The organism is Bradyrhizobium sp. CCBAU 21365, from assembly GCF_015291305.1.
In the GTDB taxonomy this organism is placed as follows: domain Bacteria; phylum Pseudomonadota; class Alphaproteobacteria; order Rhizobiales; family Xanthobacteraceae; genus Bradyrhizobium; species Bradyrhizobium elkanii.
In genome coordinates, this window is sequence record NZ_CP030036.1 from 8,915,325 (window position 1) to 8,939,170 (window position 23,846).

General features: G+C 66.6%; 18 protein-coding genes. 10 read left to right on the plus strand and 8 right to left on the minus strand.

Annotated elements, in window-relative coordinates; genetic code table 11:
- The first annotated feature begins 216 nt into the window (after positions 1–216).
- The 4 genes from XI02_RS42240 (at position 217) to XI02_RS42255 (ending at position 6,775) form a co-directional block, all read left to right on the plus strand.
- Positions 217–3,762 carry a tetratricopeptide repeat protein gene (locus tag XI02_RS42240; RefSeq protein ID WP_172646551.1) on the plus strand — a complete coding sequence of 1,182 codons (3,546 nt, stop codon included), beginning with the start codon at positions 217–219 and terminating at the stop codon, positions 3,760–3,762.
- A 115-nt stretch (positions 3,763–3,877) separates the two neighbouring features.
- Positions 3,878–4,720 carry a hypothetical protein gene (locus XI02_RS42245; protein ID WP_016842722.1) on the plus strand — a complete coding sequence of 281 codons (843 nt, stop codon included), beginning with the start codon at positions 3,878–3,880 and terminating at the stop codon, positions 4,718–4,720.
- A 346-nt stretch (positions 4,721–5,066) separates the two neighbouring features.
- Positions 5,067–5,996, plus strand: coding sequence for a sulfite exporter TauE/SafE family protein (locus XI02_RS42250; RefSeq protein ID WP_137482375.1), 930 nt, complete (start codon positions 5,067–5,069; stop codon positions 5,994–5,996).
- Complete coding sequence (locus XI02_RS42255) at positions 5,993–6,775, plus strand: TIGR02186 family protein (RefSeq protein WP_172646549.1); 783 nt, start codon at positions 5,993–5,995, stop codon at positions 6,773–6,775. The genes XI02_RS42250 and XI02_RS42255 overlap by 4 nt, the downstream gene beginning before the upstream one ends.
- A 1-nt stretch (position 6,776) precedes the next feature.
- Here XI02_RS42255 and XI02_RS42260 read toward each other — a convergent pair whose 3' ends face one another.
- Positions 6,777–8,087, minus strand: coding sequence for an aspartate aminotransferase family protein (locus XI02_RS42260; protein WP_172646548.1), 1,311 nt, complete (start codon positions 8,085–8,087; stop codon positions 6,777–6,779).
- 129 nt (positions 8,088–8,216) lie between these two features.
- Between XI02_RS42260 and XI02_RS42265 the strand changes: the two genes are divergently transcribed.
- Entirely contained in the window at positions 8,217–8,726 is a 510-nt protein-coding gene (locus tag XI02_RS42265) for an Lrp/AsnC family transcriptional regulator (RefSeq protein ID WP_240536792.1), read from the plus strand.
- Between the two features lie 14 nt (positions 8,727–8,740).
- Here the strand turns inward: XI02_RS42265 and XI02_RS42270 are convergent, their stop codons facing one another.
- From XI02_RS42270 to XI02_RS42280, 3 genes are read right to left on the minus strand one after another with little or no spacing between them, the layout of a single operon-like run.
- Positions 8,741–10,072 carry an NRAMP family divalent metal transporter gene (locus XI02_RS42270; RefSeq protein ID WP_172646547.1) on the minus strand — a complete coding sequence of 444 codons (1,332 nt, stop codon included), beginning with the start codon at positions 10,070–10,072 and terminating at the stop codon, positions 8,741–8,743.
- Between the two features lie 58 nt (positions 10,073–10,130).
- Positions 10,131–10,895, minus strand: coding sequence for an MBL fold metallo-hydrolase (locus XI02_RS42275; protein WP_069280310.1), 765 nt, complete (start codon positions 10,893–10,895; stop codon positions 10,131–10,133).
- A gap of 1 nt (position 10,896) precedes the next feature.
- Positions 10,897–11,814 carry a DMT family transporter gene (locus tag XI02_RS42280; protein WP_172646545.1) on the minus strand — a complete coding sequence of 306 codons (918 nt, stop codon included), beginning with the start codon at positions 11,812–11,814 and terminating at the stop codon, positions 10,897–10,899.
- 98 nt (positions 11,815–11,912) lie between these two features.
- On the opposite strand from XI02_RS42280, the gene XI02_RS42285 reads away from it, so the two are divergent.
- Positions 11,913–12,776, plus strand: a complete 864-nt coding sequence (locus tag XI02_RS42285) for a LysR family transcriptional regulator (protein ID WP_026191940.1) — start codon at positions 11,913–11,915, stop codon at positions 12,774–12,776.
- Positions 12,777–12,956: 180 nt separating this feature from the next.
- On the opposite strand, the gene pdeM is transcribed toward XI02_RS42285, so the two are convergent.
- The 4 genes from pdeM to XI02_RS42305 all read right to left on the minus strand — a co-directional run bounded on the left by pdeM (position 12,957) and on the right by XI02_RS42305 (position 19,442).
- On the minus strand, positions 12,957–13,628 hold the full coding sequence (pdeM, locus tag XI02_RS42290; RefSeq protein WP_018269069.1) for a ligase-associated DNA damage response endonuclease PdeM: 672 nt from the start codon (positions 13,626–13,628) through the stop codon (positions 12,957–12,959).
- Positions 13,629–13,691: 63 nt separating this feature from the next.
- Entirely contained in the window at positions 13,692–16,484 is a 2,793-nt protein-coding gene (locus XI02_RS42295) for a ligase-associated DNA damage response DEXH box helicase (protein ID WP_172649015.1), read from the minus strand.
- Between the two features lie 479 nt (positions 16,485–16,963).
- Positions 16,964–18,190 (minus strand): ABC transporter substrate-binding protein, encoded by a 1,227-nt coding sequence (locus XI02_RS42300; RefSeq protein ID WP_069280313.1) that lies wholly within the window; start codon positions 18,188–18,190, stop codon positions 16,964–16,966.
- A gap of 325 nt (positions 18,191–18,515) precedes the next feature.
- Positions 18,516–19,442: a class I SAM-dependent methyltransferase gene (locus tag XI02_RS42305; RefSeq protein WP_069280314.1), complete on the minus strand. Its 927-nt coding sequence runs from the start codon at positions 19,440–19,442 to the stop codon at positions 18,516–18,518.
- A 130-nt stretch (positions 19,443–19,572) separates the two neighbouring features.
- Between XI02_RS42305 and XI02_RS42310 the strand changes: the two genes are divergently transcribed.
- The 4 genes from XI02_RS42310 to XI02_RS42325 all read left to right on the plus strand — a co-directional run bounded on the left by XI02_RS42310 (position 19,573) and on the right by XI02_RS42325 (position 23,767).
- Positions 19,573–20,652 (plus strand): ligase-associated DNA damage response exonuclease, encoded by a 1,080-nt coding sequence (locus XI02_RS42310; RefSeq protein WP_069280315.1) that lies wholly within the window; start codon positions 19,573–19,575, stop codon positions 20,650–20,652.
- Positions 20,649–22,505 (plus strand): cisplatin damage response ATP-dependent DNA ligase, encoded by a 1,857-nt coding sequence (locus XI02_RS42315; RefSeq protein WP_172646544.1) that lies wholly within the window; start codon positions 20,649–20,651, stop codon positions 22,503–22,505. The genes XI02_RS42310 and XI02_RS42315 overlap by 4 nt, the downstream gene beginning before the upstream one ends.
- A gap of 199 nt (positions 22,506–22,704) precedes the next feature.
- The gene (locus XI02_RS42320; RefSeq protein ID WP_069280317.1) at positions 22,705–23,010 is read left to right on the plus strand and encodes a DUF6460 domain-containing protein; all 306 of its coding nucleotides are present in this window, start codon (positions 22,705–22,707) and stop codon (positions 23,008–23,010) included.
- A gap of 22 nt (positions 23,011–23,032) precedes the next feature.
- Complete coding sequence (locus XI02_RS42325) at positions 23,033–23,767, plus strand: MBL fold metallo-hydrolase (protein ID WP_172646543.1); 735 nt, start codon at positions 23,033–23,035, stop codon at positions 23,765–23,767.
- Positions 23,768–23,846: the final 79 nt, after the last annotated feature.

Below are 23,846 nucleotides of genomic sequence, written 5' to 3' on the forward strand. Positions count from 1 at the left end.
AAACGATAGCCCTGTCCTGATCCGGCGCAACAGGTTCCCGGATTCCCTAACTTTAGAGCCCGTCGGCCGCATTCCTTAACCCGTTATTTACCGTGACGGGAAAAAGTCAGCAGCTGAGGCAGACGCCCGGCGCAGAATTCGATTGTCTCTTAACGGGAATGCGCGGGGAGGCTGCGGGCGCAGGGTGTAGCGCCGGAGTCGGGACCGGACGGAATCATGAATTCGCGCGTATCGTGGAGTGTTGACGGCATCGATCCCTCCGTCCGCGAAAGGGCCGAGGCGGCTGCGCGCCGCGCCGGCATGTCGCTCAACGACTGGCTCAACTCCACCGTCGGCGAACCGAGCCCGCCGGATTGGCGCATGGAGCAGCGGCAGCCGATGCCGAGCCGGGAAAGCCGCGAGGTCGCCGATATCCACCAGCGGCTCGACGCCATCACCCGCCAGATCGAACAGATTGCAAAGCCGTTGACGCGCGCCGAAGCGGTGCGCGCCGAAGTGCCGCGCGGCCAGCCCGCCGTCGCACGACAGCTGAACGACGCGATTTCGCGCCTCGATGCCCGGCTGTCGCAAATTTCGCGGCCGCAGCCGGCGCGCGAGCCGCAGCCGCAGCCGATGCGTGAATCGCAGATGCAGCGTGAGTCGCAGATGCATGACCGGCAACTGGAGGAGAGGCTGCGCCAGGCAGAGGCGGTCGAGCGCGCCGCGGCCCAGGTCTATCGCCCCTCGCCGCCGCTGAGCCCGGCCTCGTTCGATTCCGCGATCGCGGAGATCGCCGCGCGCCAGAACGAGCTCGATGTATCAGCACACCGCCAGATGCCGCCGCGCAGCGCGCCGCCGATGGCCGCCTATGCGCCGCCACCGCCGGCTGCGCCGGCCGGGCCCGACTTCTCCTCGCTCGAGCGTCACCTGCTCAAGATCACGAGCCAGATCGAGGCGCTGCAGCGGCCCGACCATATCGAACAGTCGATCGCGGCCTTCCGCGGCGAGCTTGCGGAGATCCGCCAGGCGATCACCGAGGCGATGCCGCGCCGGGCGATCGAGTCGATCGAGAACGAGATCCGCTCGCTGCATCACCGGATCGACGAGCTCCGCCAGGAGGGCCGCAACGGCCAGGGTCAGGCGATCGCCGGCATCGAACGCGCGCTGTCGGAAATCCGCGAGGCGCTGCGCACGCTGACGCCCGCCGAGCAGCTCACCGGCTACGACGAGGCGATCCGCAATCTCGGCGCCAAGCTCGACATGATCCTGCGCGCCAACGACGATCCGTCGACGGTGCATCAGCTCGAGAGCGCGATCGCCGCGCTGCGCGCCATCGTCTCCAACGTCGCCTCCAACGACGCGCTGCTGCAGCTCTCCGGGGACGTGCATGCGCTGGCCGCGAAGGTCGACCAGCTGTCGCAGATGTCGCGCGCCGAGAGCCATGGCGATGCCTTCGCCGGGATCGAGCAGCGCATTGCCGCATTGGCCTCGACGCTGGAGACCCGCGAGCGGCCGGCCGGCTACGACAACACCGACGCCATCGAAGGCGCGCTGCGCTCGCTGTCGGAGCGGATCGACCGCCTGCAGGTCGGCAACGACAGTTCGTCGGCATTCACCCATCTCGAGCAGCGCATCTCCTATCTGCTCGAGCGCCTGGAGTCCGCCGACCAGCGCTCCGGCAATCTCGGCCGGGTCGAGGAAGGTCTGCATGACATCATGCGGCACCTCGAGGCGCAGCACGCCCACATCGCCTCGCTGGCCGACGCCGCCCGCAACGTCAGCACCTCCTCGCCGCAGCCGATGATGGACAGCGGCATCGTCGACATGGTGAAGCGCGAGCTGTCCGACATCCGCTTCAGCCAGTCGGAGACCGACCGCCGCACCCAGGATTCGCTGGAGACCGTTCACAACACGCTCGGCCATGTCGTCGATCGTCTTGCGATGATCGAGAACGATCTGCGTACGGTGCGCACCGCGCCGCCGCCTGCTCCCGCGCCGGCCGAACCGCGGATGGAAGCTCCGCGGATGGAGATGCCGCGCGCGGCGATGTCGCTGCCGATCGCGCAGCCCAAAGCTGAAGCGTACAAGCCTGAATCGTACAGGCCCGAATTGCCCAATCCTGCGCTGGCGCAGGAGCACTTCATGTCCGCGCCGCGCGAATTCCATGCCGCGCAGCCGGTCGAGAGTGCGCCGCCGCCGCTGCCGCCGCGCGCGATCAGCGAGATCCTCGAGCCGCATGCGGCGTCCGCACGCGCCGCGATCGCGCCGGAGCTGCCACCGGATCATCCGCTCGAACCGGGCACACGCCCCTCCGGCCGCGTCGCTTCGCCGTCGGAGCGGATCGCGGATTCCGAGCGCGCGATCAGCGATCTTCCCGCCGGCAAGAAGGAGCCGGTCTCGACATCGAGCTTCATCGCCGCCGCGCGCCGCGCCGCGCAGGCCGCTGCCGCGCAACCCGTCAACGAGAAAGCGGCGCGCGCCGCGAGCAAGGCTGCAGCCAAGGCCAAGGAGAAGGCCGACAAGGCCGCGAAGGCGGCTGCCGCCAAGGCCGGCACGGCCGCGGCCGGCGCGCCCGAAGCGCAACCTTCGACCATCACCTCCAAGATTCGTTCGCTGCTGGTCGGCGCGAGCGTGGTCGTGATCCTGCTCTCGACCGCCAAGATGGCGATGAACCTGCTCGACACCAGCTCCGCGCCGCAGATGCCGGCGATCGAGCACAGCGAGCCGGCCACGCCGCCCATGCAGCCGCCCGCAGAGAATTCCGCAGCTCCCGCACCGGCTGCACCGTCCGGCGTGCCCGGGCCGTCAGTGCCCGGGTCGTCAGTGCCCGGACCGTCGATGACCTCGCCGACCCCGCTCGGCCGCCAGTCCAACAACACTCCGGCGCCGAACACGCTCGACAGCGCGCAGGTGACGATCCCACCGGCAACCGTGCCCGCACCCGCCGCCGCGCCTGAGCCGGCCGCGGCGCCAACAGCCGCTGCCAATGACGTCACCGGCACGATTCCGACCGCACCGCCGCTCGGCGGCAAGCTCGCCATGATCCAGATCCCGGCGGGCGAGAAGCTGCCCGATGCAATCGGCGGTCCGGCGCTGCGCAGCGCCGCGATCAAGGGCGATGCGGCCGCGGCTTATGAAGTCGGCGTCCGCTTTGCAGAGGGCAAGGGCGTGACCGCCAATGTCGACGAAGCCGCCAAATGGTATGCCCGCGCGGCGCAGGCCGGCGTGGTGCCCGCGATGTTCCGGCTCGGCACCTTCTACGAGAAGGGCCTCAGCGTGAAGCGCGACTTCGATGTGGCGCGACGCTACTATGTGCAGGCCGCCGAGCGCGGCAACGCCAAGGCGATGCACAATCTCGCCGTGCTCGACGCCGATGGCGGCGGCAAGGGCGCCGACTACAAGAGCGCCGCGCAGTGGTTCCGCAAGGCGGCCGATCGCGGCGTTGCCGACAGCCAGGTCAATCTCGGCATCCTCTATGCCCGCGGCATCGGTGTCGAACAGAACCTCGCCGAGTCCTTCAAGTGGTTCAGCCTCGCGGCCGCGCAGGGCGACGCCGACGCCGGCCACAAGCGCGACGATATTGCCAAGCGGCTCGACCCGCAGTCGCTGGCCGCCGCGAAGCTGGCGATCCAGACCTTCACCGCCGAGCCGCAGCCAAGCGATGCGGTCAACGTGCCGGCCCCTGCCGGCGGCTGGGACGGCGCGCCGGCGCAGCCCGCGGCGGCGAAGCCGGTCAAGCAACCCTCGAAGCGGACCGCGGCGCTCGCCGCTCCGGCTCACTAGGTTCGAGACGGCTGCGGCGCCTTGACGGCGCCGCTGTCCTATACCTCCGGCCTTCCGCCGTGTAGACAGGCGCGCAGTTCCGCGCCGTCGGCGTACGCGTTCCGGAGGGTCAGGCTTGTCTGTCGATGATCGCCAGGATGATGGAACGGGCCACCGTTCGTCGCCGACCGGTCCCCGCGTTGCGCCGCCGCGGCAGGCGCCGTCTCCATTTGCCCCGCGCCCCTCGGCCCCGCCTCCGCCGACGCCGCAAGGGAACGCGGCATCGCCGCCCCGCGCGTTCCGGTTCTCGCTCTGGTCCATCATCATCTTCGTGCTGCTGTTGTCGAGCGTTGCCATCCAGGCTTACCGGGACCTGTCGACGCCGGGTGCCTGGGACTTCTGGCGCGAGACCTATATCGCGGCCAGCATGACGTCGGCGGTGATTCCCGACGTCGACATCGACGGATCGGGCCGCGGCCGGCGGGCGCTTGCGATCAGCGGCAAGATCGGCTCAGCCAGCGCGAGCTGGTTCCGCGACCGGCTCAGCGAGGCGCGTCTCGCGCCAGGCGACGTCGTGCTGCTGTCGTCGCCGGGCGGCGCGCTGAACCAGGCCGCCATCATGGGCGAGGTCATCCGCACCCGCGGGCTGGTCACCGCGGTCGCCACCGCCGATGCCTCGGGCAAGCTCCGCCCCGCGTCCTGCGCCAGCGCTTGCGTGCTGGTCTATGCTGGCGGCCAGACGCGCTATGGCATCGCGGGCTCGCGGCTCGGCGTGCATCGCTTCACGACGAGCACGCCCGTCAGCGATCCCCTCGCCGAGGCACAACGCATCCAGGGCATGGTGCTGGGCTACATGACCAAGATGGGCGTCTCCTCCGGGATCGTCGAGGCGATGTCGCAAACCTCAGATATCCGCTGGCTGAACCCGAAGGAGGCGCTCGCGCTGAACCTGATCACCAGGCCTGCCGATCGGCCCTGAAGCATGATCCGGAAAAGTGCGGAACGGTTTTCCCTCGCGACAAACGCGGAACGCGTTTGCGCGGAGATCATGCTCAGACAAGCCGACACCGGCGCCATTAATCTGAATTATCAACCACGTCCGCAGACGGCGGCCAGGTGCGGCGAAAAATGCCCCCGGGAGCGGATTCTTTAGTCCCTCCCCCCGCCGAATTCGGTTATGCAAGGCGCAGGCAATCGACCCGCGTTCGCCTGCGTCTTGCGCGCCGACCGGATTCGTTCAGCCGGAGAATGCCCGACCAGAACGACATCACGCCGTGATGCGGCCTTGCGCCGAACTCGCGGCGAACCGACAAGAAGCGACGCGCGTGCAGCTCTACCTCCCGATCGCCGACATTCCGGTCAATGTCTTCCTCATCCTGGCGATGGGCGCGGCGGTTGGATTCGTCTCCGGCATGTTCGGGATCGGCGGCGGCTTCCTGATGACGCCGCTGCTGATCTTCGTCGGCATCGCGCCCGCGGTCGCGGTCGCCTCCGTCGCCAGCCACATCGCGGCCTCCTCGTTCTCCGGTGCCATTTCCTATTGGCGCAGACGCGCGATCGACCCGCTGCTGGCGGCGGTGCTTCTGGTCGGAGGCACGCTCGGCACCACGCTCGGGGTGTGGACCTTCACCTTCCTGCGCTCGCTCGGCCAGCTCGACCTGATGATCGCGCTGTCCTACGTCATCCTGCTGACGACGGTCGGCGGGCTGATGTTCTGGGAAGGCCTGCGCGCGATGCTGCGCGCCCGCGGCGGCCGCCCCGTCACCCTGCGCAAGCCCGGCAGCCATGGCTGGATCCACGGCCTGCCGCTGAAGCTGCGCTTCAAGCGCTCCAAGATCTACCTCTCCGTCATCCCGGTCGTCGTGGTCGGGCTCGCGATCGGCTTCATCGGCGCGGTGATGGGAATCGGCGGCGGCTTCATCCTGGTGCCGCTGATGATCTATGTGCTGCGGGTGCCGACCTCGACCGTGATCGGCACCTCGATGGTGCTCACCCTCGTCACCATGGTGTTCGCGACCATGCTGCACGCGGCGACCAACCATCTGGTCGACGCCGTGCTGGCGCTGATCCTGATGGTCGGTGGCGTCACCGGCGCGCAGTTCGGCGCCCGCGCCGGCCAGAAGATCCGCGGCGAGCATCTGCGCCTGCTGCTCGGCCTGCTCGTGCTCGCGGTCGGCATCCGCTTTGCGGTGGAGCTGGTGATCCGGCCGCAGGACCTGTTCAGCATCCGCGAAACCGGCGGAGCGCCGCCATGAGGCTGCGCACGGCGCTCGCGATCATCGGCCTTGCCGTCGCCAGCCTGGCGGCCGCGCCCGCTCATGCCGAGCGCCTGATTGTTTCGGTCTCCAATCACCGCGTCACGGTGACGCCGAACTATTCCGGCGGCGAGTTGGTGCTGTTCGGCTCGGTCGAGAAAGACGACAAGACGCCGTCAAACCGCACGAACTACGACCTCGTCGTCACGGTGTCCGGCCCGCGCGCCGACATGGTCACGCGGCGCAAGGAGCGCAAGTTCGGCATCTGGATCAACACCGACTCGCGCCAGTTCCTGCAGGTGCCGGGCTATCTCGCACTGTTCTCCAATCGCCCGTTCGACCAGATCGCCTCGTCCGAGGTGCAGCGGCGGCAACAGCTCGGGCTCAACAACGTGCTGCTGATGCAGCGGGTCGGGCCCGACTATGCCGACGTGGTGCCGAACGACCCGTTCCGCAGCGCCTTCGTGCGGCTGCGCTCCGAGCACGGGCTGTACCGTGAGGCGACCTCGGCGGTGACCTTCCTGACGCCGACCCTGTTCCGCACCGGCATTCCGCTGCCCGCGGAGGTGCCGATCGGCACGTATAATGTCGAGATCAAGCTGTTTTCCGACGGCGCGCTGGTGACCAAGGCCGAGACCGCGTTCGAGATCGTCAAGGTCGGCTTCGAGCAATTCGTCGCCACCACCGCGCGGCAGAACGGCTTTGTCTACGGGTTGATCACCGCGTTCATGGCGCTGATGACCGGCTGGATGGCCTCGATCGTGTTCCGCAAGGATTGATTTAGCCAGCCCTGCTTTGCAACGCGCCTTCGAACGCGTCGCCGAGGATCGCGAGGCCAAGGTCGGTCTCGTCGTCGCTGATCGTCAGCGGCGGGGCGATGCGGAACACGCTGCCCATGCCGGGCAACTGAACGATGTTGGTGCTCAGTCCAAGCTGCATGCAGCGCTGAGAGACACGCGTTCCGAGCGCTTCGTCAGGCTCCTTGCTGTAACGGTCGCGCACGATCTCGATGCCCTGCATCAGCCCCCTGCCGCGCACATCACCGATGCATTCGAACCGGTTCTGAAGTGCGAGCAGCCCATCCCTCAGCCGCGCGCCCGCTATCCTGGCGCGCTCGACCAATCTGTCGCGCAGGATGATCTCGATGACCTTCAGCCCGACCGCGGCCGGCATCGGGTCCGACACATGCGTCGTGTAGAACAGGAAACCGCGTTCGTGACAGCGCTCTTCGATTTCGGCTGATGTAATGACCGCAGCCAGAGGCAGCCCGGCGCCGAGCGTCTTCGACAAGGTCAGGATGTCAGGCACGGCCCCGTCGCGCTCGAAAGCGAACATGGCGCCGGTTCGGCCGAGGCCGGTCTGTGCTTCGTCGACGATCAGCAGCATGCCGCGTGCCCGGCACAGTTCTTTCAGCTCAGCAAGGTAGCCTTCAGGCAGGTCGATCAGCCCGCCGGAGCTGAGGATCGGCTCGGCGATCATGCAGGCGAGCGAGCCGGTCGATTGGCGATCGATCAGATCGAAGGCGTAGGCCAGCTCGGCCCGCCAATCGGCCGCGTTGCCGAAGCGCGGGCGATAGGGGTTCGGCGTCGGGATCGCGAGCGAGCCGACCGGCGCGGGACCATAGCCCCTGCGGCCGGCCGAATAGGTCGTTCCCGCCGCGCCAGACGTCATGCCGTGCCAGGACTGCGCGAACGCGACGGTCTCGAAGCCGCTGGTGGCGAGCTTGGCCATCTTGATCGCAGCTTCATTCGACTCGCCGCCGGTGCTGAGCAGCATGACGCGATCAAGCCCCGGCGGCAGCAGGCCCGCGAGCTGTTCGGCCAGCGAGACGACCGGGCGCGTCAGCATGCCGCTGAAGAGATGGTCGAGCCGTTCGGCATGCTCGCTGATGGTCTGGACGATCTCCGGGTGACCGTGACCGAGCACGGCGCTCATCTGCCCTGACGTGAAATCCAGGATGGCTCGACCATTGGCGTCATAGACGAAGGATCCGGAGGCGCGCTCGATGATGACGGGAGCGAACGTCCCGCCATAGCGAATGAGGTGCCGCCGCGCGCGATCCCAAAAGGATTTGTCGTCATTTCCGGCCATGCCCCCCTCCTTGCTGCTCAGTCGCAGCGATCAAAGAACCTCGCACCACATCTTATGCGCGTGCGAGGGCAATGACATTGCGATTTGAGATGCATTTCATCCCCTTTTCTGCAATCAATTGCGCAAAAGATGGAAAATACGAAAGAAATGGGAACCGCGATCGTGATCGACGAGATCGACCGAAAAATCCTCGACGTGCTGCAGGTCGAGGGGCGCATCACGAATCTCGAGCTGGCCGAACGGATCGGCCTCTCGTCTGCCCCCTGCATGCGACGCGTTCGCACCCTCGAAGAGGCCGGCGTCATCAATCGCTATGTGGCGCTGGTGGACCCAACGCGGGTTGGACTCGGGTTCGACGTGATCGTCGAGGTCCGTCTCAAGCAACAGAACAGGGAATCCTTCGCGCGCTTCGAGAGGAAGGTGATCGACCTTCCGGAGGTCGTCGAATGTTGCATGATTGCCGGCGATTGGGATTACTCGCTACGGATCGTGTCCACCGACCTGGCGCGCTATCAATCCTTCATCCTCGACCGCCTCATGCATCCGGACACCGACATCGCGAGCTACCGCACGACGATCATCCTGCGAAAGGTCAAATCGACCACCAAGATCGATAGCTCGCTGTTCGGCGAGGGTTGAGGAGTTCGAACGAGCTACAGCAGGAAGCCGACCCCCATCGCGATCACGCTGAGCGCCATCGCGCCGGTCGAGAGCCAGCCGAGCCAGTACAGCCAGCCGCCGACCACAAAGCGGTCCATCACGTCCCGGCGGCGGGCCATGAACATCAGCAGCACCATCACGGGCACCGCGAGCACGCCGTTGACGACCGCGCTCCAGTACAACGCCGCGATCGGATCGATCGGCGTGAAGTTGAGCGCGATGCCGATGCCGCCCGACAGCGCCAGCACCGAATAGAACGCGATCGCCTCCTTCGGCCTGCGCGTCAGCCCAACCCGCCATCGCCGGCCCTCGCCGACCGCATAGGCCGTCGCGCCCGCGAGCACCGGGATCGCCAGAAGGCCGGTGCCGACGATGCCGAGCGCGAAGATCACCTCGGCAAACGGCCCGGCGATCGGGCGCAGCGCCTCGGCAGCCTGCGCCGAGGTCTGGATATCGGTCTTGCCGGCGGCATGCAGCGATGCGGCGGCGGTGACGATGATCGACAATGCGATCACGTTCGAGAATGCCATGCCGGTGATGGTGTCGGCACGGATGCGCGAGAATTCGCGCCGGGCGCCGTAATGCCGCTCGATCAGCGGATGCTTGGTGACATCGACCCGCTGCTCCTCCGCCTCCTGCGAGGCCTGCCAGAAGAACAGATAAGGCGAGATCGTGGTGCCGAGGATCGCAACGATGGTCGTGAAATAGTCGGCGCTCCAGCTGATGCGCGGCAGCAGCACGCCGGCCAGGGCTTCCGTCCACGACACCTTGGCAAAGGCGAGCGCCGCGACATAGGCGAACAGGCTGAGCGTCAGCCATTTCAGGATCGCGACGTAGCGCCGGTAGTTCATGAAGATCTGCGCGGCCACCGAGGTCACGCCGAACAGCACCACATAGAGAATGGCCGGGCCGCCGATCAGGAGCTTTGCTGCGTCGGCCATGGCCGAGAGGTCGGCCGCGATGTTGATGGTATTGGCAATGGACAGCAGCGTCACCACGACGGCGAGCAGCCAGCCTGGATAATGCCGGCATACATTGCCCGCGATGCCATGCCCGGTGACGCGGCCGACCCGCGCCGAGATCTCCTGGATCGCGCTCATCAGCGGAAATGTCAGCAGCATGGTCCAGCCAATGCCGTAGCCGAGCTGCGCGCCGGCCTGGCTGTAGGTGCCGATCCCCGAAGGGTCGTCGTCGGACGCGCCGGTGATCAGCCCGGGTCCGAGCGTCTTCAGGACGCGGCTGAAACCGAACGGCTGGCGCCGGGGCTGGGCCGCCGGCGCATCGTCTTGATTATCGTGTGGCGAGATTGTTCCTTGCCGCGTCATGTCCGGTTCCAGCCGTCTGACAACGAGCCGGATACCGGCAAGGTTCCTGGGACGAAACCTACGGCTCGATGACCGCGGCGACGCCGGGTTCGAGGATGCGCAGACGACGGCCGAAGCCGAGCGTATCGAAGCTCGCGCGCAGGTCGCTCGCACTCTGCCGGAAATGCGCCCAGCCGTCGGTATGAACCGGCACGATCACCGCGTCCGCAAAGGCGCGCGCGGTTTCGATCGCGTCGTTGGTGTCCATGGTGAGATGGAAGGGGCCGCGGGTTTGCGCCGCGCCGGCGAACGGCAGCACCACGCCGCAGTCGAAGCGCCGCGCGACCTCCGCGACGCCGTCGAACCAGGTGGTGTCGCCGCTGACGTAGACCGGACGGCCGGGCTTAGCCGGCTCGACCACGAAACCGATGACGTCGCCGGACAACGGCTCGATCCCGGCCGGCCCGTGCCGCGCCGGCGTCGCGGTGATGGTGAGCGTCCGGCCGCCCTTCTGCAACTCGGTCGAGGCCCAGGGCGCAAAGCCCTCGGCGTTGCCGCCGAGCCGCCTCGCGCCGGCCTCCGTCGTCAGCACGCGCTTCGCGCTTTTAAGGAAATCCCGGCCCGAATGGTCGAGATTGTCGGAATGCTGGTCGTGGCTCAGCAGCACCGCATCGATCGCGCCGACATCGCGCGTGCCGAGCGCCGGACCCGTCAGTTTCTCCAGTTTCACATGCGGCAGTTGATACTCGCCGGGTGCATCGAAGGTCGGATCGGTGAGCAGGCGGAACCCGTCGATCTCGATCAGGGCGGTTGGGCCTCCGATCAGTGTGATGGTGATGCTCACGTCATACTCCTGCTGGTGGGGCCGCCGGGCGGGTCACCAGGTAAATGCCGAGCGCGACCGGAACGATCCCGAGCAGGTCGCGAAATTCGACATGCTCGCCGAGCACGAGATAGGCGAACAGCATGCCGAGCGGCGGCATCAGGAAGTGATAGGCGCTGGCGGCGGTCGCGCCACACACTTTCAGGAGATGAAACCAGAGCAGATAGGCGAGGATCGAGCCGCCGAGCACGAGGAAGGTGAAGGCGCCGGCAAGACGGATGCTGGGCACGATGTCGCTGACGCTGGAGAGCGTGAAGGCGAACGGCATCACGGCAAGGCCGCCGGCGATGTTCTGGATGCCGTTGCCGATCCACAGGCTGCCCTTCGGCGCCAGCAGCTTGAACAGCACGGTGCCGGCCACGATCGAGGCGAGCGAGGCCAGCGTGAACAGGATGCCATGCGGGCTGTCCGATCCGACCGACATGCGATGCCAGACGATCAAGGCGACGCCGACGATGCCGAGCACGAGACCGATCACCTTGCGCAAGGTCATGCTCTCGCCGAGGAACAACGCCGCCAGCATGGCGGTGAACACCGGATTGGCCGAGACGATCAGTGCGCCGAGCCCGGCCGAGACGGTCTTCAGGCCGGTATAGCCGAGGCCGAGATAGAGCGCGTTGTTGGCGACGCCGAGCACGGCAAACACCGCCGCATCGCGCCAGCTGAGATCCCATTGGTCGCGGCGCAGCCAGGAGATGGCGAGGATCAGAACCCCGGCGAGCGAAAACCGCGCGGCGAGCAGGATCAGCGGCGGGCAATCGGTGACGCCGATCTTGCCGGCGACGAACGCGTAGCTCCAGAGCAGGCAGAACAGGGCGATCAGCAGCGGCAGGGTGTTGAAGCGGGCGCGGGGCGCGGCCATCGAGGTTGCGGCGGACATGGGCGAATTCTCCTTCCGCCATGATCTAGGCCCGCGCCTTGATATTTGGAAATTAAATGATAGACTGACATGCAGTGGGTTTATAAATGGAGGCTGCGATGCTCGACCTGGAGCTGTTGCGCAGTTTCGTCTCGGTGGTCGATGCCGGCGGCTTCACCCGCGCCGGAGAGCGTGTCCACCGCACGCAGTCGACGGTGAGCCAGCAGATCAAGCGCCTGGAGGAGGATGTCGGCCAGCCGCTCTTGATCCGCAGCGGCAAGGATGTCAGCCCGACGGAAGCCGGCGAGCGGTTGTTGACCTACGCGCGGCGGCTGTTGTCACTCGCCGAAGAGGCCCGCGACGTGCTCTCGCGGCCCGGCAGCGAAGGCGCGATCCGGATCGGCATCACCGAGGATTTTGCCGCCTATCGGCTGACAAAGCTGCTCGCCACTTTCGCGCGCAGCCATCCGAACTTGCGGCTCGACGTGCGCTCCGGCCAGAGCCTGTTCCTGTACCGCGATCTTGAACGCGGCGAACTCGATCTCGCGCTGATCAAGCGCGCCGCCAATGAGAAGGGCGGCATCGCGGTGTGGCCTGAACGCGTGCATTGGGTCACCAGCAAGAGCCACCCGCGCGATACGACGGCCGGCTCGGTTCCGCTGATCGGCTTCGCCTCGGGCTGTCTCTACCGCGCCCGCGCCATCCATGCGCTGGAAAGCGCCGGCCGCAACTGGCACATGGCCTACACCTCCTCCAGCCTCGCCGGCATCCAGGCCGCGGTCGCCGCGGGCCTCGGGCTCAGCATCCTGTCGGAAATGTCGATCCAGGCGGAGCATCGCGTGCTGACCGCAAAGGACGGCTTTGCGCCGATCGATCGCACCGAGGTCGCCCTCGTCGCCGCCCCCGAAGCCAGCCCGGCAACACTGCGGCTGGCGGACAGGCTGGCGGAGTACTGCGAGAGCGTGCAGGCGAAGGCGGCTTAGGGCGAGGTCGCGCCGCTACTCCGCTGTCGTCCCTGCGAAAGCAGGGACTTATAACCATCGCATGCAGTTGTGATGCCGCGCTGGGGCCACAGCTTTGCGCAATCTCAAACAGTGGTAGTTATGGGTCCCGGGTCGCGCTGCGCTTGCCCGGGACGACGCCGAATGTGTGGTACGCGATCCTCAATAACACCGCGACGCCACGAACGCGTGGACGCGGTTGTCGCCGAGCACATGGGCCATGAAGCCGGGCGATCCGAAAATCCGTGTGAATGCGGCGTCGCGGATGCTCAAGCCGCCGGTGTAGGCGCCGAAGGCCGGCATCACCGCACGCTCGCCATCGGAAGCGAAACAACGGCGCTCGATCGAGCGGCCGCGGGTCGGCACGCGGGCCTTCGGGTGCAGATGGCCGGCGATCTCGCCGGCCGCGCCGGTCGGCTCATGGCGGAACGCGATCGGCCCGATCGCGACCTCGGTTGCGACCACGCCGCCGAGATCGGACGGCAGCGCCGGATCGTGGTTACCCGAGATCCAGATCCAGTTGCGCCGCAGCTGCAGCGCCGCGAGCGCCTCGCGATCCGGCTCCGACAGCCGCGCATGCGCATCGCGATCGTGAAAGCTGTCGCCGAGCGCGATCACCTGCCGTGGATCGTGCCGCGCGATCACAGCGGCGAGCCGGCTCAGTGTCGCGACCGTGTCGTAGGGCGGCAGCAGCACGCCGCGGCTGGCGAAGCTCGAGCCCTTTTCCAGATGCAGGTCGGATACCACCAGCAGGCTCTGCGCTTCCCAAAACAGCGCGCCGGAGAAATCGGCCACGAAGCCGACATCCGCCACCGTGACCCTCGAAACGCGCATATCGTCACCGTCTCGCAAAGCTAGCGCGTTTGCCGTCACGTCCTGTTCCCCACAGTGCCAGTATTACGTCGTCGCCTCCCGCACGAGTTCCTCGGCCGCCTCGGCCAGGAGCTCGTCGGATGCTTCGCCATAAACTGACTCGCGGCCGATTTCCAGCAGCGCGGGGACGGCAAGCGGAGAGACGTGGTCGAGATCCTTGTGGGTGATTCGGCCGTGGATGCGCGAAAGCATGTCGCTGAGGCGGCGAAGATCGAGCAATCCCGTGGCGGCATCGCCGCGCGCGGCGCGCAGCAGCACGTGATCGGCCTGATGTTTTCGCAAAACGTCATAGATCAGGTCGGTCGAGAACAGCACCTGGCGACGCGACTTCTCCTCGTCGGTGAAGCGGCGCGCAATCAGCCCGGAGATGATGGCGCAGTTGCGGAAGGTGCGTTTCATCAGCGCGGATTCCGCGAGCCATGCCTCGAGATCGTCGCCGAGCATGTCGGGATCGAACAGCGCGTTGAGGTCGAGCCTGCCGTGCCGGATCATGAAGGAGAGATCGCCGACGCCCCAGACCGCAAGCGCATACTCGTTGGCGACGAAGCCAAGCGGACGGGCGCGGGCGCGCTCCAGCCGGCGCGTCAGCAGCATGCCGAGCGTCTGATGCGCGAGCCGACCCTCGAAGGGATAGCAGACCAGATAATGGCTGCCGCCGCGCGGAAAGGTCTCGACCAAGAGCTCGCGCGCCGCAGGCACACGCGAGAATTTTCGCTGCAACGACAGCCAGTCGTGCACCTGGTCCGGCAGCGCGTTCCAGGCACGGCTGTTGTCGAGCAATTTGCGGACGCGTTCGGCGAGATAGGTCGACAGCGGAAACTTGCCGCCCATGTAGGACGGCACTTTTGCATCTTTATCATTGGCGCGGGAGACATAGACCTGGTCTTCAACCAAGGCCTCGTAGCGCACCACCTCACCGCCAAAGACGAAAGTGTCGCCGGACACGAGGCCTTCGATGAAGACCTCCTCGATCTCGCCGAGCATCCGGCCGCCACGCGCGATCGCGCCGGTCGATCCGCTACCGCCGGCGCGCGAGCGCACCAGCCGCACCTTCAGCATGGTCTCCTCGACGATGGTGCCGACGTTGAGGCGATAGCTCTGCCGCACCTTCGGATTGGTGACGCGCCAGCGGCCCTGCTTGTCCTGCTTGATGCGCGCGAAACGCTCATAGGTCTTCAGCGCGTAGCCGCCGGTGGCGACGAAATCGACGACATCGTCGAAGTCGGTGCGTGCGAGCGATGCATAGGGCGCTGCGGTCCTGACCTCATCATAGAGTTCATCGGACAGGAACGGCTTGCCGCAGGCGCAGCCGAGCACGTGCTGCGCCAGCACATCGAGCGCGCCCGAGCGCAGCGGCGGCGTGTCCTGCGCATTCTCCGCGATGGCGTCGATCGCGACACGGCATTCCAGCACCTCGAAGCGGTTGGCCGGCACCAGCACGGCGCGCGAGGCCTCATCGAAGCGGTGGTTGGCGCGACCGATCCGCTGCATCAGCCGCGAGGAGCCTTTCGGCGCGCCGATATTGATGACGAGGTCGACATCGCCCCAGTCGACACCGAGATCGAGCGAGGAGGTGCAGACCACGCCGCGCAGCCGGCCGGCGGCCATCGCGTCCTCGACCTTGCGGCGCTGCGCGACGTCGAGCGAGCCGTGATGCAGCGCGATCGCCAGCCCGTCGTCATTCATGCGCCAGAGATCCTGAAACAGCATCTCGGCCTGGCTGCGCGTGTTGACGAACACCAGCGTGGTCTTGTTGCGCTTGATCAGTTCGTAGACCTCGGGCAGCGCATGGCGCGCGCTGTGGCCGGACCACGGCAGCCGTTCGCGCGTGTCGAGCATCTCGACCACCGGCGGCGCGGCGCCGCCGGCGGTGACGACGTCGGCGGACGCGTTTTCGCCGCCCGGCTGCGGCACCAGGAAACGCGCGAGTTGTTCGGGCTCGGCGACCGTCGCCGAGAGGCCAATGGCACGTATCCGCGGCGCGATGGTCCAGAGCCGCGCAAGACCGAGCGACAGCAGATCGCCGCGCTTGGAGGTGACGAGCGCATGCAGCTCGTCGAGCACGATGCGCTTCAGCGAGGAAAACAGATAAGGCGCGTCGTCGGACGCCAGCAGCAGCGCCAACTGCTCCGGCGTGGTGAGCAGGATGTCCGGCGGATAGCGCCGCTGCCGCTGCCGCCGCGACACCGGGGTGTCGCCGGTGCGGGTCTCGATCCTGATCGGCAGCCCCATCTCGGCGACCGGCGTCTCCAGATTGCGCGCGATGTCGACCGCGAGAGCTTTCAGCGGCGAGATGTAGAGCGTGTGCAGCCCACTGGAGCGCCGAACCGAGCGGCCGGTGGAAATGAGGTTCTTTCTTGGCTCCGTAGCGCTCGCTGCCATGGCTCCCTCCCCCCTTGCGGGGTCCGAGGCGAGCAAAGCTCGCTCTCGAGGTTGGGGAGAGGGGTAAGCCGTATCGTTCGGAGCAAGCGGCGTACCCCTCTCCCGCCGTCCCCCGACGCGCGATTGCGCGTCAGAGGACGTCGACCTCCCCCGCAAGGGGGGAGGTGGCGATCGAGGGTGCGGCACAAGCTTTCCGGCTCTGTCCTGCCCCTCTCCACTCAACTCCACCAGTGTCGGCAAGAACCCCGCCAGCGTCTTGCCCGCTCCCGTGGGCGCGATCAGCAGCGCCGAGCGTTGCTCGCGCGCTTTCGCCAGCAGCGCGAGCTGATGCTCGCGCGGCGACCAGCCGCGTGAGGCAAACCAGTCGCGAAACCGGCGCGGCAGGAGATCGGCCGTTTCCGACGGCGTGACGGAGAAGAGATCGAGCGTCGACACGCCCAAGAGGTAGGTGGTTCAGGCGGTTTCGTCGAGGGCGGACGGAAATGGCGGCAGATGGCACGGGGCCGGCGCCAGGACGCTTCGACTCCCTCTCCCCGTTCTTCACGGGGAGAGGGTTGGGGTGAGGGGCTGCTTCCGCGAGCGGCGAGTGCCGTGAGACCTGTACCCCCTCACCCGGATCGCATCCGACGATGCGACATAGCCGAAGCTCTGCTTCGGCGTTCTTAAGGACGGCCGCCGTAGGCGGCCTATGCCTCTCCCCGCAAGCAACAGGGCTATCGCATATGGGAGGAGATGGACTTGTCCGCACCGTCATGGCCGGGCTTGTCCCGGCCATCCACGTCTTTCTTCGCCTGGAAACAAAGACGTGGATGCCCGGGACAAGCCCGGGCATGACGAGTTTGTGGAGCGATCGAGCTCATATGCGATGGCCCTGCCGCAAGCGGGGCGAGGTTAAGCAACAGCGCGCCCCACCCCTACTCCGTCATCGGCTCGCCGGAAAGGTCCCAATCCCTGCCGTTGAAGATCGAGACATAGAGCGTCTTCATCGGCGTGTAGTCGTCGGGCGTGTAGCTGTAGTTGATGCCTTCAAGGAAATAGGGCGAGTGGAAACCGGCGAGCGTGGTGGCGTGCTTCAGCACGTTGGCGCGGGTCAGGTCGTCGCCGCAGCGGCGCAGGATTTCGCCCATCGTCGCCGCCTGCCCGTAGCCGGCGAAGGCGATGGTGTTGTCGGGGTCGATGTTCGGCAGGTACTTCTTGCGCAGCTCCTCGAACGCGACCACATCCGGATCCTTCTCGTAGCGCGGCACGCCGACTTCCTTGTTGTAGCGGATCGCGACGATGTCCTTGGCGTTCTCGAGGCCCGCGGCACTCAGGATCGAGCGACCGGTCGAGCCCGCCGACAGCAATTGCAGCGGCTTCCAGCCGAGCTCGGTGACCTTGCGGATCGACTGCGACGTCGCCTTGCCGGTGGTGATGTTGTAGAAGACGTCGGCGCCCGACTTCGAGAGATTGATGAGCTGCGAATCGACCGTCGGATCGGTGAGATCATAGGTCTGCTCCATGATCACCTGTGCCTTGCCGCCGGCATCGGCCAGCACCTTCTTGAACGGCCCCAGGAAGTCGCGGCCGAAATCATCGTTCTGGTAGAGGATGCCGACCTTGGCGTTCGGCTTCACGCTGACGACGTGCTTGGCGAGGATGCGCGCCTCGGTCGGATAAAGCGGCAGGCCCGCCATGGTCCATTTGAAATTCTTCGGGTCGTTCCACTTCGAGGCGCCGGTGTTCAACAGCAATTGGGGAACGCCCTTGGAATTGAGGTATTTGTGCACGGAGGTCTGCGGCGCAGTGCCGAGCGAACCATAGAGCGCCAGCACCTCCTCCTGCTCGACCAGGCGGCGCGTCGCCTCGACGCATTTCGGCGCGCTGTAGGCATCGTCCATGGTGAGGAATTTCACCTTGCGGCCGTTGATGCCGCCCTTGTCGTTCAGCATCTGGAAATAGGCTTCGCCGACGCGCCCCAGCACACCATAAAGCGAGCCGGGGCCGGAATGCGGCACGGTCTGGCCAAGCTTGATCTCGGTATCGCTCGCACCCGGATCGTACTTTTTGTCGGCGGCCCGGACGAAGGGCGCAGGCAGCACGGACGCGGCGATCACGGACAATGCAGTGGCGCCAAACTCGCGCCGTGTATGTTTTTTCATTATTTCTCTCCCTGAGGCGAAAAGCTCTCGCATTCCGCCTCGCGCCGGGCAAGCGCGAAGTCATGACTTCGCGGCGCAATGCCGCGTCACGGCAAATGCGTAGCGTGTAGACTCAAGTCTGGGAGCGATGCGAAGGATCGCGGTTTCACCCTCCCCTGGAGGGGGAGGGTCGACTCACATTGAGCGTAGCGAGATGTGAGGCGGGGTGGGGTGACGGTCTTTCCGCGAACAACACCGCCCGTGTTGAGAGATCACCCCACCCCGCTTCGCATTTCGCTACGCTTCATGCGAACCGACCCTCCCCCTCCAGGGGAGGGTAAGAGCGTCACGCCTTGACCGCGACGGCGACGAGTCCGGGTGCCGGGATATTGTCTTCATTACGCGCCGAGAGATCGTCGAGCAGGGCCAGCGTCAGCCCCGCGGCAGCAACGGAGGCACGTACGTAAGCTGCGCTGTGCGCGTAGCGCAGTCCCTCGCCGATGATGACGTCTTCGCCGTCATGGGTCTCGGTCGTGAAGGCGAGCACGCCGCCCGCCACCAGCACACGGTTGGCCTCGGCGAGCACCGGCGCGAGATCGGCGACATAGACCATTGCATCCGCGGCCAGGATCAGTTCGGCGCTGGCCTCGCGCCTGGCCGAGATGGCCTTCAACATATCGTCGACCTCGAGCTCGGCATAGAGCCCGGTGGCGCGCGCCTTGTCGATCATGCGCGGCGACAGGTCGATGCCGATGAAGCGATCGACATGCCGGGCGAACGCGCCGGCCGCCAGCCCGGTGCCGCAGCCGAGATCGATCGCACGCTTGAAGAAGGCCGGCTGCTTTGCGCCCGCGCGCACCGACAGCACCGCCTTGAACAGCAGCGCCGGGCCGCGATAGCCGAGATCGCCGACCAGCGCGGCCTCGAAGCGCGGCGCATATTGATCGAACAGCGTCTGGACATAGCCCGGCGGCATCGCGCTGACGGCCTCGACGCCGAGCTGCATCAGGTGCAGGCCGGCGCCATGACGGTCTTCGGGATCGGCGTCGCGCGCGTCGCGGAACGCTGCGATCGCGGCCTCGCGCTGGCCGAGCTCCAGGCGGATCTTGCCCAGCGTGTACCAGGCCGACGGGAATTTCGGCACCAGCTCGATCGCCTGTTCGAGCAGCTCGGCGGCAGCCGGCAGATCGCCCTTCAATTGCAGGTCGCGCGCGAACTCGTAGCGGCGGTCGGCGACGAGGTCGCCGGAGGACAGAAACAGGCGGGGGGCCATTCGCTTTAAGGAACCAATCTCGGCCGGGTCCGGCCATCCATCAAAGCACGGACTTTTTCCGGAGATGGATGCACGGGTCAAGCCCGCGGATCCGGCTAAACATCGCCGATCGAGCGCCTATATAGGGACGATGCGCCCGCAAGACATCCTGATGCCCGTCCCGGCCGGGCTTTGCTGCAAGCCCGGCGGCTTCCACATCGATCCTGTCAGGCCGGTCGAGCGGGCGCTGATCACCCATGGCCATTCCGACCATGCGCGGGCGGGCCATGGCGCTGTGCTCGCGACCCAGGAGACGCTCGACATGATGCGGCTGCGCTATGGCGAGAATTTCGCCGGCTCTGTGCAGGCGATCGCCTATGGCGAGGAGATCAGGCTCGGCGACGCCACGGTGACGTTTCATCCCGCCGGTCACGTATTGGGCTCCGCCCAGATATCGGTCACCTGCAAGGACACCCGCATCGTCGCCTCCGGCGACTACAAGGATGCGCGCGACCCGACCTGCGCGCCGTTCGAGCTGGTGCCGTGCGACGTCTTCATATCAGAGGCGACGTTTGGATTGCCGGTGTTCCGCCATGGCGATGCCGCCGGCGAAGTGAACAGGCTGCTGGCGTCGGTCAAACTGTTTCCGGAGCGCGCGCATCTGGTCGGCGCCTACTCGCTCGGCAAGGCGCAGCGCGTGATCGCGCTGCTGCGCGAGGCCGGCTACGACGCGCCGATCTACCTGCATGGCGCGATGGAGAAGATCACCTATTACTATCAGGAGCGCGGCATTCCGCTCGGCGAGCTCCGGCCGGCGCGCGGCATGAAGAAAGCCGAGCTTGCCGGCACCATCACGCTGGCGCCGCCAAGCGCGACATCCGATGTCTGGACGCGCCGCTTCCCCGATCCGGTCACCGCATTCGCCTCGGGCTGGATGCGCGTGCGCGCCCGAGCCCGGCAAGGCGGCGTCGAGCTGCCGCTGGTGATATCGGATCATGCCGACTGGGACGGGCTGACGGCGACGATCGCCGCCACTGGTGCAGGCGAGATCTGGGTCACCCACGGCCAGGAAGATGCGCTGGTGCATTGGTGCAGGACCAAGGGCCTTGCCGCGCGGCCGCTCGATCTGGTCGGCTATGGCGACGAGGACGAAGGCGAGACGGCCGCACTGACCGGCGAGGCGGAGCCCGCCGGCGAGGCCCAGCCCGTCGGCGAGACCAGGAAGCCATGAACCGCTTTGCCGAGCTGCTCGACCGCCTCGCCTACGAGCCCGGCCGCAACAACAAGATCAAGCTGCTGGTCGCCTATTTCCGCGAGACCGAGGACCCCGACCGCGGCTACGCGCTGGCGGCGCTGACCGGCGCGCTGTCGTTCAAGCACGCCAAGCCTGGGCTGATCCGCGACCTGATCACCGAACGCGCCGACCCGGTGCTGTTCGGCTATTCCTATGATTACGTTGGCGACCTCTCGGAGACGGTTGCGCTGATGTGGCCGAAGGCTGGAGCAAATTACGCCGAGTCGTTGCTGGGCCACCCCTCTCCCCAGCCCTCCCCCGCAAGGGGGGAGGGAGCCCAACCGTCCTGCTCACCTCACGGCGATGTTGAAGGAATTGACGTCAGTGAGGGACGCATCGGTGGGCCGGCTCCCTCCCCCCTTGCGGGGGAGGGTTGGGGAGAGGGGTACCGCGGGCGAGATAGCAGTGAGATTCTCCGCAGCCACAACAACCCGCCTCCTCCCACCCTCACTGACGTCGTCACCACGTTGCGCACGCTCGGCAAGGCCGAGCTGCCGGCGCAGCTGGCGCGCTGGCTGGACGAGCTCGACGAAACCGGGCGCTGGGCGCTCTTGAAGCTCGTCACCGGCGCGATGCGGATCGGGATCTCGGCGCGGCTGGCGAAGACCGCGGCGGCGGCGCTCGGCGACAAGGACCCGCACGAGATCGAGCTGCTGTGGCCGGGCCTGTCGCCGCCCTATCTCGACCTGTTCGCCTGGCTCGAGGGCCGCGGCGACAAACCGGTCAACCGCGACCCGGCGCCGTTCCGCCCGGTGATGCTGGCGCATGCGATCGAGGATAGCGATTTCGCCAATCTCGCCGCCGCCGATTTCAGCGCGGAATGGAAATGGGACGGCATCCGGGTGCAGGCGGTGTCCGGCCGCGATGCGCGCGGCCACGTCCAGGCGCGGCTCTATTCGCGCACCGGCGAGGACATCACCGGCAGCTTTCCGGATCTCGTGCCGTCGCTGCATCTGCCCGGCGCGATCGACGGGGAATTGCTGGTGCTGCGCGACGGCCGCGTGCAGACATTCAACGTGTTGCAGCAGCGGCTGAACCGCAAGGTCGTTTCGCCGAAGCTGATCAAGGAGTTTCCGATCCACCTGCGCGCCTACGACCTGCTCGGCGACGACGAGAACGATTTGCGCGAGCTGCCCTTCACCGAACGCCGCGCGCATCTCGAAGCCTTCGTCGCCAAGCTGAACGATCCGCGCATCGATCTGTCGCCGACCGTCCCGTTCGCGAGCTGGGAACAGCTGGCCGCGGCGCGTGCCGATCCCAAGAGCGCCGGTGCCGGCAACGATGCCGACGCGGTCGAAGGCGTGATGCTGAAGCGGCGCGACGCGTCCTATCTGCCCGGGCGGCCGAAAGGTCCGTGGTGGAAGTGGAAGCGCGATCCGCACATCATCGACGCCGTGCTGATGTATGCCCAGCGCGGCCACGGCAAGCGCTCGTCCTACTACTCCGACTATACGTTCGGCGTCTGGACCCGTGGCGATGCCGGCGACGAGCTGGTGCCGGTCGGCAAGGCCTATTTCGGCTTCACCGACGAGGAGCTGTTGCAGATCGACCGCTTCGTCCGCCGCAACACCACCGAGAAGTTCGGCCCTGTCCGCCATGTCGTGCACGAGCCGGATCAGGGGCTGGTGCTGGAGGTCGCCTTCGAGGGCTTGCAGCGCTCGCCGCGTCACAAGTCCGGCGTCGCAATGCGCTTCCCCCGGATCAGCCGCCTGCGCTGGGACAAGCCGCCGCGCGAAGCCGACCGGCTGGAGACGCTTGAACGGATGTTAATCTCCATGACAGGAAGTTAAATCCGAAGCGCGCATGGCAGCCATTGATCGCGGTGCGCGGGTTTCCCATGTGCACCGCCGTGACCTATAATGCGGGCGATTCCGTTAGACCTCGGTTCTGATGGGATCGGAACCGAGGTCTAGACTAGGTTTTGTTTTGACGCGTTTTCTTCACGCGAACCGGTGCCCACTTCGCGCGAAAACGCTATTGGAGACAGCAATGCCAAACGACATCCGGGACTTGCCGGCCGGCCACAGCGACGGCCTGTACCGCTTTCTCGGCGGATCGCCGCTCTCCGTGGCGTTCCGGTTGATTTTGCTGTCGATTCTGGTCGGTGTCGTGCTCGCCGCGATCGGCCTCGATCCATGGAACATCCTCACCAGCATCCGCAGGCTGTTCCAGAGCATCTGGGATTTCGGCTTCGACGCGATCAACTGGGCCTGGCGCTACTTCCTGCTCGGTGCCGTCATCGTGATTCCGATCTGGCTGTTGTCGCGGCTGTTCGGCGCGCCGCGCGGCCGCTGATCCCAAGGAGAGTGCGCAGCCGATGCAATTGCGATTTGTCGGCTGCGGCGATGCATTCGGCTCCGGCGGCCGCTTCAACACCTGTTTCCACGTCAGCGGTGCGCGCAGCAATTTCCTGATCGATTGCGGCGCCTCGTCGCTGCCGGCGATGAAGCGGCTCGAGATCGACCGCGACGCAATCGACCTGATCCTGATCACGCATTTCCATGGCGATCATTTTGCCGGCCTGCCGTTCTTCCTGCTCGACGCGCAGTTCTCCCGCCGCACCCGGCCGCTGGTGATCGCGGGGCCGCAAGGCATCGAAACGAAACTGCCGGCGGTGATGGAGGTGATGTTCGAGCATTCCTCCAAAACCAAACAACGCTTCGACCTGTCCGTCGTCACGCTCGCACCGCGCGAAACGCGCAGCTTCGGCGAGGTGACCGTGACGCCCTTCCCCGTCGTGCATGGCGAATCCGGCGGGCCGCATCTCGCCTACCGCGTCGGGGCGGAAGGCCGCATCATCAGCTACAGCGCCGACACCGAATGGACCGACGCGCTGATCCCGGCGGCGCAGGACGCCGACCTCTTCATCGCTGAAGCCTACATGTACGACAAAATGGTCAAGAACCATCTCAGCCTGAAGACACTGGAAGCGCATTTGCCGGCCATCAACGCCAAGCGCGTGGTGCTGACCCATATGAGCGACGACATGCTCGGCCGCATCGACGCCCTGCCCTACGCGGCGGCGAGCGACGGCATGGTCGTGGTGCTCTGACCGTGCAATGCGTTGCCCGCTGCCCCTCCGCCACTGCATTGTTCTGAGAACAATTCCGGCATGGTCGCGCGACGGATGT

What these genes read in the sequence shown, in the direction of transcription:
- XI02_RS42240 (WP_172646551.1), top strand. Translation starts at nt 217, where the DNA reads ATGAATTCGCGCGTATCGTGGAGTGTTGACGGCATCGATCCCTCCGTC.
- XI02_RS42255 (WP_172646549.1), top strand. Translation starts at nt 5,993, where the DNA reads ATGAGGCTGCGCACGGCGCTCGCGATCATCGGCCTTGCCGTCGCCAGC.
- XI02_RS42260 (WP_172646548.1), bottom strand. Translation starts at nt 8,087, where the DNA reads ATGGCCGGAAATGACGACAAATCCTTTTGGGATCGCGCGCGGCGGCAC.
- XI02_RS42265 (WP_240536792.1), top strand. Translation starts at nt 8,217, where the DNA reads ATGGAAAATACGAAAGAAATGGGAACCGCGATCGTGATCGACGAGATC.
- XI02_RS42270 (WP_172646547.1), bottom strand. Translation starts at nt 10,072, where the DNA reads ATGACGCGGCAAGGAACAATCTCGCCACACGATAATCAAGACGATGCG.
- XI02_RS42280 (WP_172646545.1), bottom strand. Translation starts at nt 11,814, where the DNA reads ATGTCCGCCGCAACCTCGATGGCCGCGCCCCGCGCCCGCTTCAACACC.
- XI02_RS42285 (WP_026191940.1), top strand. Translation starts at nt 11,913, where the DNA reads ATGCTCGACCTGGAGCTGTTGCGCAGTTTCGTCTCGGTGGTCGATGCC.
- pdeM (WP_018269069.1), bottom strand. Translation starts at nt 13,628, where the DNA reads ATGCGCGTTTCGAGGGTCACGGTGGCGGATGTCGGCTTCGTGGCCGAT.
- XI02_RS42300 (WP_069280313.1), bottom strand. Translation starts at nt 18,190, where the DNA reads ATGAAAAAACATACACGGCGCGAGTTTGGCGCCACTGCATTGTCCGTG.
- XI02_RS42305 (WP_069280314.1), bottom strand. Translation starts at nt 19,442, where the DNA reads ATGGCCCCCCGCCTGTTTCTGTCCTCCGGCGACCTCGTCGCCGACCGC.
- XI02_RS42310 (WP_069280315.1), top strand. Translation starts at nt 19,573, where the DNA reads ATGCGCCCGCAAGACATCCTGATGCCCGTCCCGGCCGGGCTTTGCTGC.
- XI02_RS42315 (WP_172646544.1), top strand. Translation starts at nt 20,649, where the DNA reads ATGAACCGCTTTGCCGAGCTGCTCGACCGCCTCGCCTACGAGCCCGGC.
- XI02_RS42320 (WP_069280317.1), top strand. Translation starts at nt 22,705, where the DNA reads ATGCCAAACGACATCCGGGACTTGCCGGCCGGCCACAGCGACGGCCTG.
- XI02_RS42325 (WP_172646543.1), top strand. Translation starts at nt 23,033, where the DNA reads ATGCAATTGCGATTTGTCGGCTGCGGCGATGCATTCGGCTCCGGCGGC.